Genomic DNA, 15,402 nt, shown 5'->3' with positions numbered 1-15,402 from the left:
AACTTTGCTATATTCCTGCTATGTCTAATTTGGGGAAGGTAGAAAACGGTTGCCCCTTAAGTATATATCTTTTACTATTGCGAGGGGGGATAATAACAAATGCTGCTAATTTGTTTACATAAAATTGCTCATATGAACGTGCACTTTCGTTTATCTTTCGGAAACAGGTTTACTTCTTTCTTTATTGCTGCTTTGTTAATACTTACTGGATGTGCTGAGAAATCTACGATCGATCAGACACCCGAAACTAAGCAATCTATGCAAGAAGAAATTCAGGATGAACAAACAGCTAACTCATCTGCGGATAAACAAATATCACATCCTGAAGACACTATTTCTGCCACTGTGACAGAAGTGGTAGACGGAGATACGATTAAAGTAAATATGGAAGGGACAGAAGAAACGATTCGTCTTCTCCTCATCGATACACCCGAAACAGTTCATCCCACTGAACCCGAACAGCCGTATGGAAAAGAAGCAAGTGCCTTTGCAAAAGAGCACCTTTCTGTTAATAAGGAAGTTGAAATTGAAATAGACACTTCTATCCGGGACAACTATGACCGCTTTTTAGCCTATGTTTGGGTTGAGGATGAAATGTATAACAAAATGATCTTAGAAGAAGGACTTGCACGAGTAGCTTACATAATTGAACCTAACACTAGATATGCAGATGAATTTCGAGACATTGAGGAAGAAGCAAAAGAGAAAGAAAAAGGAATCTGGAGTGAAGATGGTTACGTAACCGATGAAGGTTTTCATCCTGATGCTGTTAGTAACTCTGCGGAAAGGAACAAAGAAAACTCACCTGAACATAGGGATTGCGAGAATCCACACATAAAAGGGAATCACAGTTCGAATGGCGATCTTATTTACCATACACCCGATGGGCAATATTACGATCAAACAAAAGCAGAGGAAATGTTTTGTACAGAACAAGAAGCCCAAGAATCAGGATATCGTAAATCACAAAGATAATAGAACGTGAGACTCTGTTTTCTATATTTCCTCAGAATTCACCCATAGTTTTACACAAGCTTTTGGGTTGCGGCAAGGGGTTGTGTCTGTCTATACTGGCCTAAGAGCTTTAGACAGAGGCAGGTGAATTATTTTGACGACTTCCTCCTCCCTTTTTTATACGCCTGGAAAGAGGGACTATTTTTTTGACAATGCCAAATTTATACTGATAGCTCTTGTTGTAATAAGCCATGCCATTACGCCTCTTATCGAATGGCATCAATTCAGCAGGGGGGTATATTTACTTCTTTTTAGTTTTCATATGCCATTATTTCTTTTTATTTCAGGATACTTTGCAAAAAAAGCGGTGGCCCAGCGTGAATTTGTGAAACCGATCCAAAAGCTGCTTGTGCCTTATATTATTTTTCAAGTTATTTATTCGTTTTTTTACCATGACATAATGGGGCAGCAATTGAACGTGCCAATTTTTGAACCCCATTGGTCTTTATGGTTTCTGCTCACGTTGTTTTCCTTTTATTTCATTATTCACTTATTTAAATTCAGCCCGTATATGATCATTTTAGCAATTTTACTTGGTGTTGCCATTGGTTTCGGTGAACCAAGCTCTTTGTTTAGTATATCTCGTACTATTGTATTCTTTCCTTTCTTTTTGGCAGGGTATTTCATGAAACGACATCATTTTGAGTTTTTACAACTTGCCAGACTAAAAATAATCGGAGCTGCAATATTTATATTATCATTTGTTATTTTTTATTTTTATGCTTATGATATCCCATATGAGTTGTTTTACGGTAATGAATCGTATCAAGCGATGGGATTTGAAAATGCTGCAGCCGGCAGCGCGTACAGATTGCTTGCTTATGTGGCTACTATTGCGATTTCCATTGCTTTTTTAGCATTCGTTCCTCAAGAAAAACAGCCAATGTCTATTTATGCTAAAAGTACTCTTTATGTTTATTTGCTTCATGGCTTCATTTTTCGCTACTTGCGTGAAACAGAATTTTATGATGGCATGGACACCATATTTGAAGTAATGCTCCTGGCCTTAGGATGTATTATATTCACATTTATTTTGTCCTCTTCCATTGTAAAAAAAGTTACACAGCCGTTGATTGAACCATTCTCCTATTTTTCAAAAAAGTAATTAGAAATGGAGTTTTCGAGCCACGGACCAAAAAGCACCCGGTATGGGTGCTTTTTGCTTTTGGTTTTTGCTATTTTAACTTAACAAGTGAGTTTGACTAATAATACAAACATGTTTATAAACTTGTTAATATTTCACACCTTTTCGTTGTCTAAAGAATCAATAAGTAAAAGCCTTTGCAGGACTAAATGTTTATTAATTTTTTGTTTATTAATTACAAAGGCATTTACATTTACAAAATTTGTTGTATTATAAATACAAATAGGTATTTTTTCTTACAACCGTTCTTTAAATACCACAATATTAAATATTGCCCTTGTCCAAAAATGAATAATGTTGTAACCAATTAGGAGATGAAAATATGATTGGTCAAAGAATAGTTCATTACCGCATGAGACAGAACCTGTACATGTTTGATTTAGCAAAACGAGCAGGAACTTCTATCACCCATCTTCAAAAAATAGAAGAAAATAAATATCCTTACCCTTCTGTTCAATGTCTTGAAAACCTCTCACATGAACTAAATATTTCTGTTCAATCTTTGCTCGGGCCTCAAAGCGTGGATGAAAAAGAAACAGAACTAGATGACGTTTGGCTTGAAGTATTAAAAGAAGCAATGGAATCCGGCGTATCAAAAGAACACTTTAAAGCATTTTTAGAAGACAAAAAAAATGAAAAACATGAGAACCTGCAAAAATACGATAACTTATAAACAGAGCATTAGAGGAAGGCCACGATTATTCCATTTTATTCTATATAATTTCCTACTTTTGTTGCCTCTCCTATTACTCCACTGAAATATTTCATCCATCCCAAAAACTTAACTTTCCTATATAAATGGGTATAACAATGCTGTCGAATATCTAACTCAATATTATTCGTAACGAACGAATTAATATTATGTGGAAAAAGAATAACAACATTTTATGATTAAGCAGTACCATGGATCCAGAACAAATAGATAGGCTTCCACTCAAAATGACCACCTCTTTGATACGTTTAGGCACTTTGCAGATTCCTCAAATCTTGTGATAAGCGCTGAAATAATAGGTTGCGACGTAACAATAGAAAGCCTCGAAGAACACCTAATAATAAGGATGATGCCTCGCGATTATAGAAATCAAAAAAAGACCTGCTGCTCGTTTGTGTACAACAGGTCTTCTCTATTTAATTTGGTATCGATCCAAAATGAGGTGTGAATTTCTATAGCTCCTTCACTTCCCTTATTATTATGATATGATTATTCTCTCCTTTTACTAGTATTTATCGTTTCCTATAGATTTTCTACTTTTTCACTTACGTTGTTACTTGAATAACTTGTATTCTCTTTTTCGATAATCCCTTGCTCAATCGCCATTGTTTTAGCTAATTTTGGTGCTGTCCATAAGACCGGTAACATAATTATCGAAATAGGAACAGCCGTCACTACAATAAATGATTGTAAGGCACTAATGCTTCCTTCTCCGATATTGATCAAAACAACGGAAATAGCTCCCATTAAAACAGCCCAGAAAATACGAACTCCTTTTGGGGGATCCCCTTCCCCAGTCACTGCCATAGAAACTGAATAAGACATAGAGTCCGCGGTTGTAATTACAAAAGTGATTGTTAACAAGAGAAAAACGATAGCCATTAATCCACCCATTGGTAACTGACCAGCAATAGCAATAATTGCTGCAGGCAGCCCATTCTCCATTAATGGTTCACTTACAGATCCTGTATTTTGGAGTTCATAGAAGATACCGCTCCCTCCTAAAGTACTGAACCACACATTCGATGATAAAGCGGTTACAATTGAAACTACAAAAAACACTTCTCTAATTGTCCGTCCTCTTGAAATTCTCGCAACTAAAATAGCCATGAGGGGGCCAAACCCGATAAACCAGCCAAAGAAAAATATCATCCAAAACCCGAGCCAGCCATTATCTCCTCTAAATGTGTGAATATTCATAAATTCTTCCACATAGGTACCGTAGGATGATATAAATGTATCAATAATAAAACCACCAGGACCAATAATTAACATAATTACACCGATAGCAATGGCAAACCAAACATTAAAACGACTTAAAAACTGAATTCCTTTCTCAATACCTGTCACTGTGGAAATCGTAACAAGGGTAATTAACCCTCCTACCGCTAGGATTTGCGTAAGCAATACATCAGGAATACCAAATAAGTCATGCATCCAATAACTGAATTGGAATCCAAAAAATCCAATCGTTCCTATGGTCCCGGCTACAGCACCAATGATACAAAATACATCTGTTGCAACACCCCAGGCATTTTGTTCGACTTTTTTTCCAAATATAGGATATAAAAGCGTGCGGGGCTTTAAAGATAACCCCTTGTTATAGTGAGCATACATTATAATGATAGCGGTAATCGCTCCGTATACAGCCCAAGCAGTAAACCCCCACGACATGAAGCTTTGTGCCATGGCTACATCCGTTGCCTCTTCCGTGCCAGCAGTAATTCCATTATGCATGGGCGGTACTTCCATGAAATAATACATCGGTTCCGCTGCAGCCCAGAATATCCCTCCTGCTCCTAGTCCGGAAACAGTTATAATAGAAGCCCATTTAAAAAAACTCATACTTGGCCTGCTGGTATTTCCAAGTCGTACTTTTCCGTACTTCGAAATAGCTAACACTGCTCCTACAGCAAAGGTAGCCAGTAATAAAACTTGCCAGAAAGCTCCAAAGTAAGTGATGGACTTATCAAATCCCCAATTAACAAAGGCAGCTACTCCATCCGTAAACAAAAAGGACATGACAACAAACAACAATAACAGTCCTCCGCTTAAAATAAATACAGTCCAATTGATCCTTTCTTTCCAATTAAAATTTTGCACTGATTATCCCCCTCTACTTAATTTAAATACTGTGATTCTTGACCGAGTTACCGGGGCACCATTATTGGATTTTTCACGGAGACAGTTTAAAAATTTCAACCAATGTACCATGTACCATACAAGATAAAGTTTAGGTAAATACGTACATCGTCTTATATCTTCAGTATAGATGTACTGTCTATACCCTCGTCAGGCATTTGTTTATCAATATATACTTGGAGAGATCTTTTTACTTCACCGCTTCCAAACTTAATCTCGTGAGAGGAATGATTTAAATCCTAAAATAATCCACTATCAGTTTTCTTCTTTTCACTATATTTACCACCCCCTTTTCATAAAACCACTCATCAATGACATTAAATATTCCTCTGTTAATGCCATACTTTCATTACAAAACCTTACGAACTTCAATTCGGGATAAAATAAATTTCTTTCATAATTCCTTTCATAAAACGAATCTTCCTTCTATCCTGTCATGAGCAATGAAATGAAAGAATTTTCTTACCTGCTCGTCATCCTTTTTATACATGACAACTAAGTCATCAATCGAGGAGGAAGAGAAGAACTTAAGCGGTCTTAAAAAGAAATTCACTTCGATAGAAACTGTTTTATTTGCCAATACCTGCGAGAATGAGCTTTCTACATACATATCAAAAATTTTTCCGCTTTCGGTTTCTTCTGTTTCATTCACATGCATAATACCTATGTCTGTCTGCTGGTCACACGTTACTCGTATGCCATAGACACCTGTACGGATTGGAGGAAGGGGATTTTTCAGACCTAAATTAATATTCGGAAAACCAATGGTATGATTAACATAGGGTATTTTAGTGGATTCAACAGTAAATCTAGTTAATGAACGATTCCCTTTCTCTTTTAATATGGTACTCATTGTTATATAAGAAAGCTCATGGGTTTGACAAAAAGAGATTACTTCATGATAACTTGCGACTTCCCCCTTGTTATTTAGCAGCTCACAAATAAACGTGTTTGCTAAACTCCCATGGTATCCAGCTAGCTCTGCAGCTGCTTCAAAAATACTTCTGCGTTCTAACAGCCCATTCTCAGCATAAACAACGGGAAATACGTGGCCGGGTCTAATAAAATGCTCCGGCCTTACTGACTCCCTGTTCAATGCTTGTAATGTGACTGCTCTTTCATTTACAGAAATTCCCGTGGAAGATGAGAAATAGTCTACAGATATTGTACTCCCATCCCGCCATCCATCACCAGCCATAATAGGGAGCTCGAGTCTTTCTGCCTGTTTTTTATTAATGCCTGCATATACGAGTCCTTTCCCGAACTTAATCATAAAATTAACTTGTTCCGGAGTCACTTTATCAAGAAGTCCCGTTACATAACTTACATTGTGGTTTATATCATCCACTAAAACGATAAGACGTCCTGTTTGAAGCTCATCGTATGCTGTTTTGAAAGACGACATATCATATCACACACTCTCTCTACTCATTCTACTTCCGTGAGTTATCTCATTACGAATGGATCAGACATTGTTTCAGAAGAAGTGTTGATCCACACAGTTTTCTTTTGAGTATAGTCATGGACCGATTCCAGTCCACCTTCTCGACCATAACCGCTAAGCTTAGAACCGCCAATAGGAGCAATAGGTGAAATGGCTCGATACGTATTAACCCAGACAATACCGGCACGTACACGTTTAGAAATGCGGTGTGCTTTTGCGATATCATTTGTCCAAATACCAGCAGCTAAACCGTAATCTGTACTATTGGCTAAGTTGATCACGTCGGTTTCTTCTTTAAACGTCATCACACTCAGAACCGGTCCAAATATTTCTTCTTTCATAATGCAAGAGGAGTGATTGGAATGTTCAAAAACTGTCGGCTCAAAGTACCACCCGTTTTTCATGTGAATTGGTCTTTTACCGCCCGTTAACAGCTTCGCACCTTCTTTTTTCCCTAAATCAACATACCTTTCAATGTTTTGAAGCTGTTGATAGGTAGCTACTGGACCTATTTCCGATTCAGCTGACATCGGATCACCAATTTTTATTTTATTTACACGAGTCAAAAGAATATCCATAAACTCTTCATAAGCAATTTCGTGGATAAAAACTCGCGACCCCGCAACACAGCTCTGGCCAGTGGCTCCGAATATTCCAGCAATTGCTCCCATTGCGGCGTTATATAAATTGGCATCATCAAAAACGATGTTAGGGGATTTTCCTCCTAACTCCAATGATAATTGTGCAAAGTTATTTGAGGAATTTTTAACTATATTTCGTGCAGTCTTCTCTCCACCGGTAAAAGCGATGCGACTGACAAGCGGGTGCGAAGTTAAAGGATCGCCAACGTCTTTGCCAAACCCGGTTATTACATTGACTACTCCTGCTGGAAAGCCTGCTTTTTCAACTAATTTTACGAATTCAAGGATGGAAGCCGATGTGTGCTCAGATGGCTTAATGACAATTGTGTTTCCAGCAACTAATGCCGGCGCCAGCTTGATAAAAGTGAGGTAAAGTGGAGAATTCCATGGAGTAATAGCTGCGACAACACCTAAAGGTTCTCTTTCCGAAAAAACAAACATATTCTTTTTGTCAACGGGCAGCGTTTCCCCTTGAATTTTATCCGCCAGCCCTGCGTAGTAATATAGAAATTCAGGCATGTAATGTAATTGGCCTTTCATTTCACGAATCAACTTACCATTATCCAATGTTTCAAATTCGGCAAGTTCATTCACATGTTCCGTTAGTAAATCAGCCAATTTTCTTAGTAAATGTCCTCGCTCTGTATATGTCATATCAGCCCATTTGTCACTGAAAAATGCGTCATGAGCTGTTTTTACCGCTTTCTCTACATCTTCTTTTGTTCCCTGAGCAATCTGGCACCACGGCTGACCAGTTGCCGGGTTAAAACTTTCAAAGTATTGATGATCCGATGAAGGAACCCATTCTCCTCCGATATACATGTTATATTTCTTTAATTCGCTCACATTCATCCCCCTTTGTCGTCCTAACTATGTCGTTCAATAAACGTGTGAAGGGCTTTATTTACCGACTTTCTTCCCTCTATTGGAAGCATGTGCTTATATTCCGGTACAACAATAAGTTCAGATTGTGCACATTTCTCATGCATTTCTTCCGCCATTTGCTGTGTAGAACCGACGTCCTCTTCTCCCGTCATAATTAAGGTAGGGATAGTTATTTTGCTTAACTGCGGCCAAACCTCTTGATCTGCCGTCGCAAACACCTTATACGCTCTTAAGTAAGAAATTGGATCGTTGTTTTCCAACCGTTTCCTTACTTTTTCAATCATATGTGGATGCTTTTGTCTGTAACTCTCATTGAACCAGCGTGTGATCGCTACGTAAATCGTCGCTTGATGTCCTTCCTGCTCCACCTGTTTCACCCGGCTCCATACCGCTTTCTGCTGCTTTTCGGTACGGTTGGCAACAGTGTTCATAAATGTAAGTGTTTTCGCTTTATTAGGATATTGAATGCCGAATAACTGAGCTACTAATCCACCCATGGAAAATCCTATAATATGAGCCTTCTCAATCGATAAATGTTCCATTAAGTCTCGGAGCTGATTCACAAAATCAATGAGTTCGTATTCTTTGTCCGGCTTTTCGGATAATCCGTGGCCGATCATGTCGTATACAATGACACGGTAATAGGAAGACATATAATCAGATTGCTCTTCCCACATGGTGTGGTCCATTCCCACACCATGTATGAAGATGACAGGATCTCCTTTCCCTATTTCCTTCCAGTGCGTTTTTCCGTTATTCAAGGTTGGCACCGGCATTAAATAAGCCCCATTTCCTTCATGTCCGTATGTCTATCCCCTGTGCGCGGATGTGGACGACTTCCTGTTGATGCTCCAATTACAACGACGATCTCATCTGAACGTGGTGCATCCGGGATCATTGTCTCAAAAGTAATGTAATGGGATCGTTTCGATTCGTCGTTTTTATGAACCATCGGAATGGTGATTGATGTACCAGCACCGCCTCGCTTATTCGTAAAACTTAAAATGCTTTTCCCTTTTACTGCATCTCTATATTTGTTACCAAATTTCAATGTGTGAATGAAAGCAGATGCATGCTCAATTTCTCCATCTACACCCACAACTCCCGCTTTTCCGAATGCTTCTACCATTTCCGGAGAACCTACTGCATTCAGCAATTCACCTACTAATAGCTCTCCAAGCTCCGGTGCATATTCATCAATTTCCGGCTTTAAATCCTCTACAAAACCTCGACCGGCCCATGGATTTTTTATGACCGCCATCGAAGCGACAATTTTAATTGGCGTGCTGAGGTCCTTTCCACCTTCCATACGTGTCTCCTCAATTGCTGTGTATACCTTTCTTACTTCTAACATGTGTATTTCCCCCTATTTATTTTAAATATTTGTGCTTGAAATTGCTTCTTGTTTGAATTTTGGCATAACTTCTTCGGTGAAAAGTTTTAAACTTCTCATCTTTTTCTCGTGGTCAAGTCCATTGTGATCCACCCATAACAGCAAATGCTGCAGATTTAATTCTTCTTTTAACTCTTGAATTTTTTCTACTACATATTCAGGCGTACCAAACAATAAATTACGAGGATGGAGAAAATCATAGGTTAATTCCTGACCAGGTTTCAATTCTTCGCCAGGGTCTAGTAAATTACCCAGGCCTCTCCAATGACAAACCCAGCGGTAATTGTTTAATACGGCTTCTCCCGCTTCTTTCCTTGCTTGCTCCATTGAATCTGCTACGTAAACATCTCTGACGAGCGCTATCCCTTCCCCGAGCGATACGTCTTGTTCTTGCGCCTCAGAGGCAGTGTCTTTATACAATTGGAATCGATTTTTTAACTCTTTTACGGTAGGCATCCAAAAGATTCCCCTGTTTCCAATTTTCGCTGCCGACTGGATGGAGCGCGGCGAGTCAATCGTTTGCCAGAACGGCGGGTGTGGTGTTTGGACGGGACTCGGGATAACAGATATTTTATTGATTTCTTCTTTATCCATATCCATAAATTTTTCGGAGGGCGGGCTCATTGGATGACTCCATTTTAGTCCAGAAGGCGGGAACTCATAGAAGTCTCCTTTATGTGAAAAAAATTTGCTTGATAGCGCTTTCTTTAATACGTCAAAAGTTTCTTCAAACAACTTTCGATTTAACTCTTGATTAGAAGGGTCAGCATTAATATTTAAATTAGCAGCTTCTCTTCCATACAGTCCGCGAGCTAACCCTATATCCAGCCGGCCGCCGCTCAGCTGATCCAACATAGCTAAATCTTCTGCTAAACGAAGCGGATGCCAAAAAGTGATGACATTTGCTGCTTGGCCAATTCTAATATTTTTCGTTCTAGCAGCAGTATCGGCCCCCATTAGTATAGGGTTTGGTATTAACTCATTCCCTTCATGGCCAAAGTGATGCTCCGTATACCAAATAGAATCATAGCCGTTTTCATCACAATAAACCGCTTGCTCTCTCGCTTCTTCTAAAACCTTGTTAAACTCATTTAATCTCCCTCTTCCTGTTAAGTTAGCAAATATTCCGAATTTCATTAAATCACCCCTTTATTAGTTTTTGAGCTATACCTTCTTTTAATTGCTTGCCGCTCGCTTCGACATGGGCTCTCATCATTTCTTCCGCTTCTTTCGGGTCCCCTTTCCTCAGGGCAGTTAGTACCTTTTTGTGTTCCAAGAAAGACTGTTCTAAACGATTAGGCACCTCAATACTTAAGTAGACATATCGTTGATACGGCATTTGATTGAGTAGAAGTTCCAATAAATAACTCAGCTTTGAATTATCAGCCCCTTCTAATATGACTTCATGGAAATATTTATTCGATTTCACGAATAAATCATGATCTTTTGTTTCTACAGCTTTTTCCATTTGGTTTACTGCTTCTTCAATGGCATCAATTTTGCTTACTTCTTGATTCTTAGCTAATAAACCAGCTGCAAGCCCTTCTAAAGACGCTTTGACAGTGAATAACTCATTAAGTTCTTTTTCCGTTGGTTTGGTCACACGGGTACCGACTCTAGGACTGATTTCTACTAATCCTTCTCTTTCTAATTGCTTTAAGGCTTCTCTAACCGGCGTCCGGCTGACGCCATAATGTTTTGACAGCGCTGATTCGGAAAGTTTTTTACCTGGCTCATATTCTCCTTTAACAATCGCATTTCTAATTTCCTCTGTTACTTGTGTCGTAATACTTGCTGTTGAAATTGCTATTTTCATGCACCTCTTTCATTTTTACTCTTATGGTATCAACCAAGTATTGCCCGTACTTTCACTGCTTTTCAATCCATTGATGAGCTAAGTAAACCTCTTCTGCCATCCAAACCAGTAGTAAAGGGGCGAACTGTATGTTCTCGGAATACTTCCCATTTCGCGTCTTATTATCATCATAATTCATACTTAATTTTCTTTTTATGCCGGTGTGCTGCCTCTTTGTAATCTAGTTCCTCAGGTTCGTCCGCTTATTCCACAACCAAATTTTTCATCCCCCTAACTGCCATGTACCATACAAGAAGCAACTTAGTAAAACTTGTATGTTAAATGTACCATACAAGTTAATATAAAAGTAACTTACTATTTAGAATTTGTCAATAATATTATTTAAATATTTCGCATTTTTAATCATCGGTTTTCCTTTACTCGTTTATTTTGCAATCTCAGCTACGTTCACCCTTAATTACAAAAAAGCCTGCTAAGGCGGTCTAGTTTTCGAGTTATAGCAGCGGAAGGAAAAGTCCGTGCAGTAATCATCTGCCCCAACACCAATGGCTTACCTTATTATCAATATCTTTTTATTAGGAAGTGACGTAGTAAAATCATTTCTGAATTTTTAGTAAAAGGCAGATGAAGAGCATTTTGGGGAATTTGATACGGCAGCGGTGCTGCTAACTTTTGATTTAGTGTTATTGCTATTTTTAGGTTTCTCACAGGATCACCTAATCAAATTGGTGGTGATTGATTTGACGAGTTGAAATAAAATGGGATAGTTAGTTACACACAATAGATAAAATATAATTTTCTACATAGGAAAAAAGAGTTTCATTATTCTTTGAAACCCTTGTCAAATAAGTGATATGTATGGAGCTTCCTAGCGGGCTCGAACCGCTGACCTCATCCTTACCATGGATGCGCTCTGCCTGCTGAGCTAAGGAAGCCTATGTAAAATATAAAAATTAAGCCTGGCAACGTCCTACTTTCACAAAGGGTTGCCCCTTCATTATCATCGGCGCTGAAGAGCTTAACTTCCGTGTTCGGCATGGGAACGGGTGGAACCTCTTCGCTATCGTCACCAGACTTTGGATGGAATCGTTTGATCATCGTCATAGGAGACAACATCTCAACGATCCTTTTCTTGATAGGGAATTGCTCCCTCAAAACTGCATAACGAATATTTGAGCCGTTCTACGAGGCGCTTACCTTTGTGCTGGATAAGCCCTCGACCGATTAGTATCTGTCAGCTCCACGTGTCACCACGCTTCCACCTCAGACCTATCAACCTTGTCATCTGCAAGGGGTCTTACTAGCTTGGCGCTATGGGAAATCTCATCTTGAGGGGGGCTTCATGCTTAGATGCTTTCAGCACTTATCCCGTCCACACGTAGCTACCCAGCCATGCTCCTGGCGGAACAACTGGTACACCAGCGGTGTGTCCATCCCGGTCCTCTCGTACTAAGGACAGCTCCTCTCAAATTTCCTGCGCCCGCGACGGATAGGGACCGAACTGTCTCACGACGTTCTGAACCCAGCTCGCGTGCCGCTTTAATGGGCGAACAGCCCAACCCTTGGGACCTACTTCAGCCCCAGGATGCGACGAGCCGACATCGAGGTGCCAAACCTCCCCGTCGATGTGGACTCTTGGGGGAGATAAGCCTGTTATCCCCAGGGTAGCTTTTATCCGTTGAGCGACGGCCCTTCCATACGGTACCGCCGGATCACTAAGCCCGACTTTCGTCCCTGCTCGACTTGTAGGTCTCGCAGTCAAGCTCCCTTTTGCCTTTGCACTCTGCGAATGATTTCCAACCATTCTGAGGGAACCTTTGGGCGCCTCCGTTACTGTTTGGGAGGCGACCGCCCCAGTCAAACTGCCTACCTGACACTGTCCCTGGACCGGGTTACGGTCCGAGGTTAGAATTTCCGTACAGCGAGGGTAGTATCCCACCGACGCCTCCACCGAACCTGGCGGTCCGGTTTCCAAGGCTCCTACCTATCCTGTACAAGCTGTACCAAAATCCAATATCAAGCTGCAGTAAAGCTCCATGGGGTCTTTCCGTCCTGTCGCGGGTAACCTGCATCTTCACAGGTATTATAATTTCACCGGGTCTCTCGTTGAGACAGTGCCCAAGTCGTTGCACCTTTCGTGCGGGTCGGAACTTACCCGACAAGGAATTTCGCTACCTTAGGACCGTTATAGTTACGGCCGCCGTTTACTGGGGCTTCAATTCGGAGCTTCTCCCAAAAGGGATAACCCCTCCTCTTAACCTTCCAGCACCGGGCAGGTGTCAGCCCCTATACTTCGCCTTGCGGCTTCGCAGAGACCTGTGTTTTTGATAAACAGTCGCTTGGGCCTATTCACTGCGGCTCTCCAAGGCTATTCACCCTAGAGAGCACCCCTTCTCCCGAAGTTACGGGGTCATTTTGCCGAGTTCCTTAACGAGAGTTCTCCCGAGCGTCTTAGAATTCTCATCCCACCTACCTGTGTCGGTTTGCGGTACGGGCACCTCTTCCCTTGCTAGAGGCTTTTCTTGGCAGTGTAGGATCAGGAACTTCGGTACTATTATTTCCCTCGCCATCACCGCTTCGCCTAATGATGAACGGATTTGCCTGTTCATCGGCCTTACGGTTTGGACGCGCTATTCCAACAGCGCGCTTACCCTACCTTCCTGCGTCCCCCCGTCACTCAAACGGGAAGGAGGTGGTACAGGAATTTCAACCTGTTTTCCATCGCCTACGCCTTTCGGCCTCGGCTTAGGGCCCGACTAACCCTGAGCGGACGAACCTTCCTCAGGAAACCTTGGGTTTTCGACGGAAGGGATTCTCACCCTTCTTTTCGTTACTCATACCGGCATTCTCACTTCAAAGCGCTCCACCGGTCCTCACGATCCGGCTTCTCCGCCCTTTGAACGCTCCCCTACCACGCACACCCGATGGTGTGCATCCACAGCTTCGGTGATACGTTTAGCCCCGGTACATTTTCGGCGCAGAGTCACTCGACTAGTGAGCTATTACGCACTCTTTCAATGATGGCTGCTTCTAAGCCAACATCCTAGTTGTCTAAGCAACTCCACATCCTTTTCCACTTAACGTATACTTAGGGACCTTAGCTGGTGGTCTGGGCTGTTTCCCTCTCGACTACGGATCTTAGCACTCGCAGTCTGACTCCCGGATAACAAGTCGCTGGCATTCGGAGTTTGACTGAATTCGGTAATCCTGTAGGGACCCCTAGTCCAATCAGTGCTCTACCTCCAGGACTCTTTTATCCGAGGCTAGCCCTAAAGCTATTTCGGGGAGAACCAGCTATCTCCGAGTTCGATTGGCATTTCACCACTACCCACACCTCATCCCCGCAATTTTCAACTTGCGTGGGTTCGGGCCTCCAGCAGGTGTTACCCTGCCTTCACCCTGGACATGGGTAGATCACACGGTTTCGGGTCTGCGACCGCATACTGTACGCCCTGTTCAGACTCGCTTTCGCTTCGGCTCCGCGTCTTCCGCTTAACCTTGCATACGATCGCAACTCGCCGGTTCATTATACAAAAGGCACGCCGTCACCCATAAACGGGCTTCGACTACTTGTAGGCACACGGTTTCAGGATCTCTTTCACTCCCCTTCCGGGGTGCTTTTCACCTTTCCCTCACGGTACTGGTTCGCTATCGGTCACTAGGGAGTATTTAGCCTTGGGAGATGGTCCTCCCGGATTCCGGCGGGGTTTCCCGTGCCCCGCCGTACTCAGGATCCACTCCGGAGGAAACAGCGTTTCGACTACCGGGCTCTTACCGTGTCTCGCGGGCCGTTCCAGGCCGCTTCGCCTACGCTGTTTCTTGGTAACTCCGATGGAGTGTCCTACAACCCCAGGGTGCAAGCACCCTGGTTTGGGCTGATTCCGTTTCGCTCGCCGCTACTCAGGAAATCGCATTTGCTTTCTCTTCCTCCGGGTACTAAGATGTTTCAGTTCCCCGGGTCTGCCTTCTCACACCCTATAGATTCAGGTGCGGATACCATCCCATTATGGATGGTGGGTTTCCCCATTCGGATATCCCCGGATCAAAGCTTACTTACAGCTCCACGGGGCGTTTCGCCGTTCGTCGCGTCCTTCTTCGGCTCCTAGTGCCAAGGCATTCACCGTGCGCCCTTTCTAGCTTAACCTTACAAAGGTAGTTGTATCATTCTAAAACACGCCTCGAAAGTCTCACAATCATGGTCATGTACTGAC

General features: G+C 41.8%; 10 protein-coding genes, 1 tRNA gene and 2 rRNA genes. 3 read left to right on the top strand and 10 right to left on the bottom strand.

Features of this window, described 5'->3' with window-relative positions:
- Positions 1–99 precede the first annotated feature (99 nt).
- From CEF16_RS17030 to CEF16_RS17020, 3 genes are all read left to right on the top strand, one after another.
- Entirely contained in the window at positions 100–975 is an 876-nt protein-coding gene (locus tag CEF16_RS17030; protein WP_245917904.1) for a thermonuclease family protein, read from the top strand.
- A 133-nt stretch (positions 976–1,108) separates the two neighbouring features.
- Complete coding sequence (locus CEF16_RS17025; RefSeq protein WP_170032025.1) at positions 1,109–2,119, top strand: acyltransferase family protein; 1,011 nt, start codon at positions 1,109–1,111, stop codon at positions 2,117–2,119.
- Positions 2,120–2,480: 361 nt separating this feature from the next.
- On the top strand, positions 2,481–2,831 hold the full coding sequence (locus CEF16_RS17020; protein WP_091588065.1) for a helix-turn-helix domain-containing protein: 351 nt from the start codon (positions 2,481–2,483) through the stop codon (positions 2,829–2,831).
- Positions 2,832–3,392: 561 nt separating this feature from the next.
- On the opposite strand, the gene CEF16_RS17015 is transcribed toward CEF16_RS17020, so the two are convergent.
- From CEF16_RS17015 to CEF16_RS16965, 10 genes are all read right to left on the bottom strand, one after another.
- Positions 3,393–4,973: a BCCT family transporter gene (locus CEF16_RS17015; RefSeq protein WP_091588067.1), complete on the bottom strand. Its 1,581-nt coding sequence runs from the start codon at positions 4,971–4,973 to the stop codon at positions 3,393–3,395.
- Between the two features lie 445 nt (positions 4,974–5,418).
- On the bottom strand, positions 5,419–6,417 hold the full coding sequence (locus CEF16_RS17005; RefSeq protein ID WP_091588069.1) for a 3,4-dihydroxy-2-butanone-4-phosphate synthase: 999 nt from the start codon (positions 6,415–6,417) through the stop codon (positions 5,419–5,421).
- Between the two features lie 41 nt (positions 6,418–6,458).
- Positions 6,459–7,949, bottom strand: coding sequence for an aldehyde dehydrogenase (locus CEF16_RS17000; RefSeq protein WP_245917903.1), 1,491 nt, complete (start codon positions 7,947–7,949; stop codon positions 6,459–6,461).
- Positions 7,950–7,963: 14 nt separating this feature from the next.
- The gene (locus tag CEF16_RS16995; protein WP_091588071.1) at positions 7,964–8,758 is read right to left on the bottom strand and encodes an alpha/beta fold hydrolase; all 795 of its coding nucleotides are present in this window, start codon (positions 8,756–8,758) and stop codon (positions 7,964–7,966) included.
- Entirely contained in the window at positions 8,758–9,336 is a 579-nt protein-coding gene (locus tag CEF16_RS16990) for an amino acid synthesis family protein (RefSeq protein WP_091588072.1), read from the bottom strand. The genes CEF16_RS16995 and CEF16_RS16990 overlap by 1 nt, the downstream gene beginning before the upstream one ends.
- A 21-nt stretch (positions 9,337–9,357) precedes the next feature.
- Entirely contained in the window at positions 9,358–10,512 is a 1,155-nt protein-coding gene (locus CEF16_RS16985) for an LLM class flavin-dependent oxidoreductase (protein ID WP_091588074.1), read from the bottom strand.
- A gap of 4 nt (positions 10,513–10,516) precedes the next feature.
- Complete coding sequence (locus CEF16_RS16980) at positions 10,517–11,191, bottom strand: GntR family transcriptional regulator (RefSeq protein ID WP_091588076.1); 675 nt, start codon at positions 11,189–11,191, stop codon at positions 10,517–10,519.
- A gap of 859 nt (positions 11,192–12,050) precedes the next feature.
- A tRNA-Thr gene (locus CEF16_RS16975) sits at positions 12,051–12,126 on the bottom strand.
- Between the two features lie 22 nt (positions 12,127–12,148).
- Positions 12,149–12,265, bottom strand: a 5S ribosomal RNA gene (gene rrf, locus CEF16_RS16970).
- A gap of 130 nt (positions 12,266–12,395) precedes the next feature.
- A 23S ribosomal RNA gene (locus CEF16_RS16965) occupies positions 12,396–15,335 on the bottom strand.
- Between the last annotated feature and the right edge of the window lie 67 nt (positions 15,336–15,402).

The sequence above is a fragment of the Alteribacillus bidgolensis genome, assembly GCF_002886255.1.
Lineage (GTDB): Bacteria > Bacillota > Bacilli > Bacillales > Marinococcaceae > Alteribacillus > Alteribacillus bidgolensis.
This window is presented reverse-complemented; position numbering and strand designations above follow the sequence as displayed.

Excerpts from the sequence above, each read along its gene's own strand:
- CEF16_RS16985 (WP_091588074.1), bottom strand. The coding sequence starts at position 10,512 with ATGAAATTCGGAATATTTGCTAACTTAACAGGAAGAGGGAGATTAAAT.
- CEF16_RS16995 (WP_091588071.1), bottom strand. The coding sequence starts at position 8,758 with ATGCCGGTGCCAACCTTGAATAACGGAAAAACGCACTGGAAGGAAATA.
- CEF16_RS16990 (WP_091588072.1), bottom strand. The coding sequence starts at position 9,336 with ATGTTAGAAGTAAGAAAGGTATACACAGCAATTGAGGAGACACGTATG.
- CEF16_RS17030 (WP_245917904.1), top strand. The coding sequence starts at position 100 with ATGCTGCTAATTTGTTTACATAAAATTGCTCATATGAACGTGCACTTT.
- CEF16_RS17000 (WP_245917903.1), bottom strand. The coding sequence starts at position 7,949 with ATGAATGTGAGCGAATTAAAGAAATATAACATGTATATCGGAGGAGAA.
- CEF16_RS17020 (WP_091588065.1), top strand. The coding sequence starts at position 2,481 with ATGATTGGTCAAAGAATAGTTCATTACCGCATGAGACAGAACCTGTAC.
- CEF16_RS17005 (WP_091588069.1), bottom strand. The coding sequence starts at position 6,417 with ATGTCGTCTTTCAAAACAGCATACGATGAGCTTCAAACAGGACGTCTT.
- CEF16_RS16980 (WP_091588076.1), bottom strand. The coding sequence starts at position 11,191 with ATGAAAATAGCAATTTCAACAGCAAGTATTACGACACAAGTAACAGAG.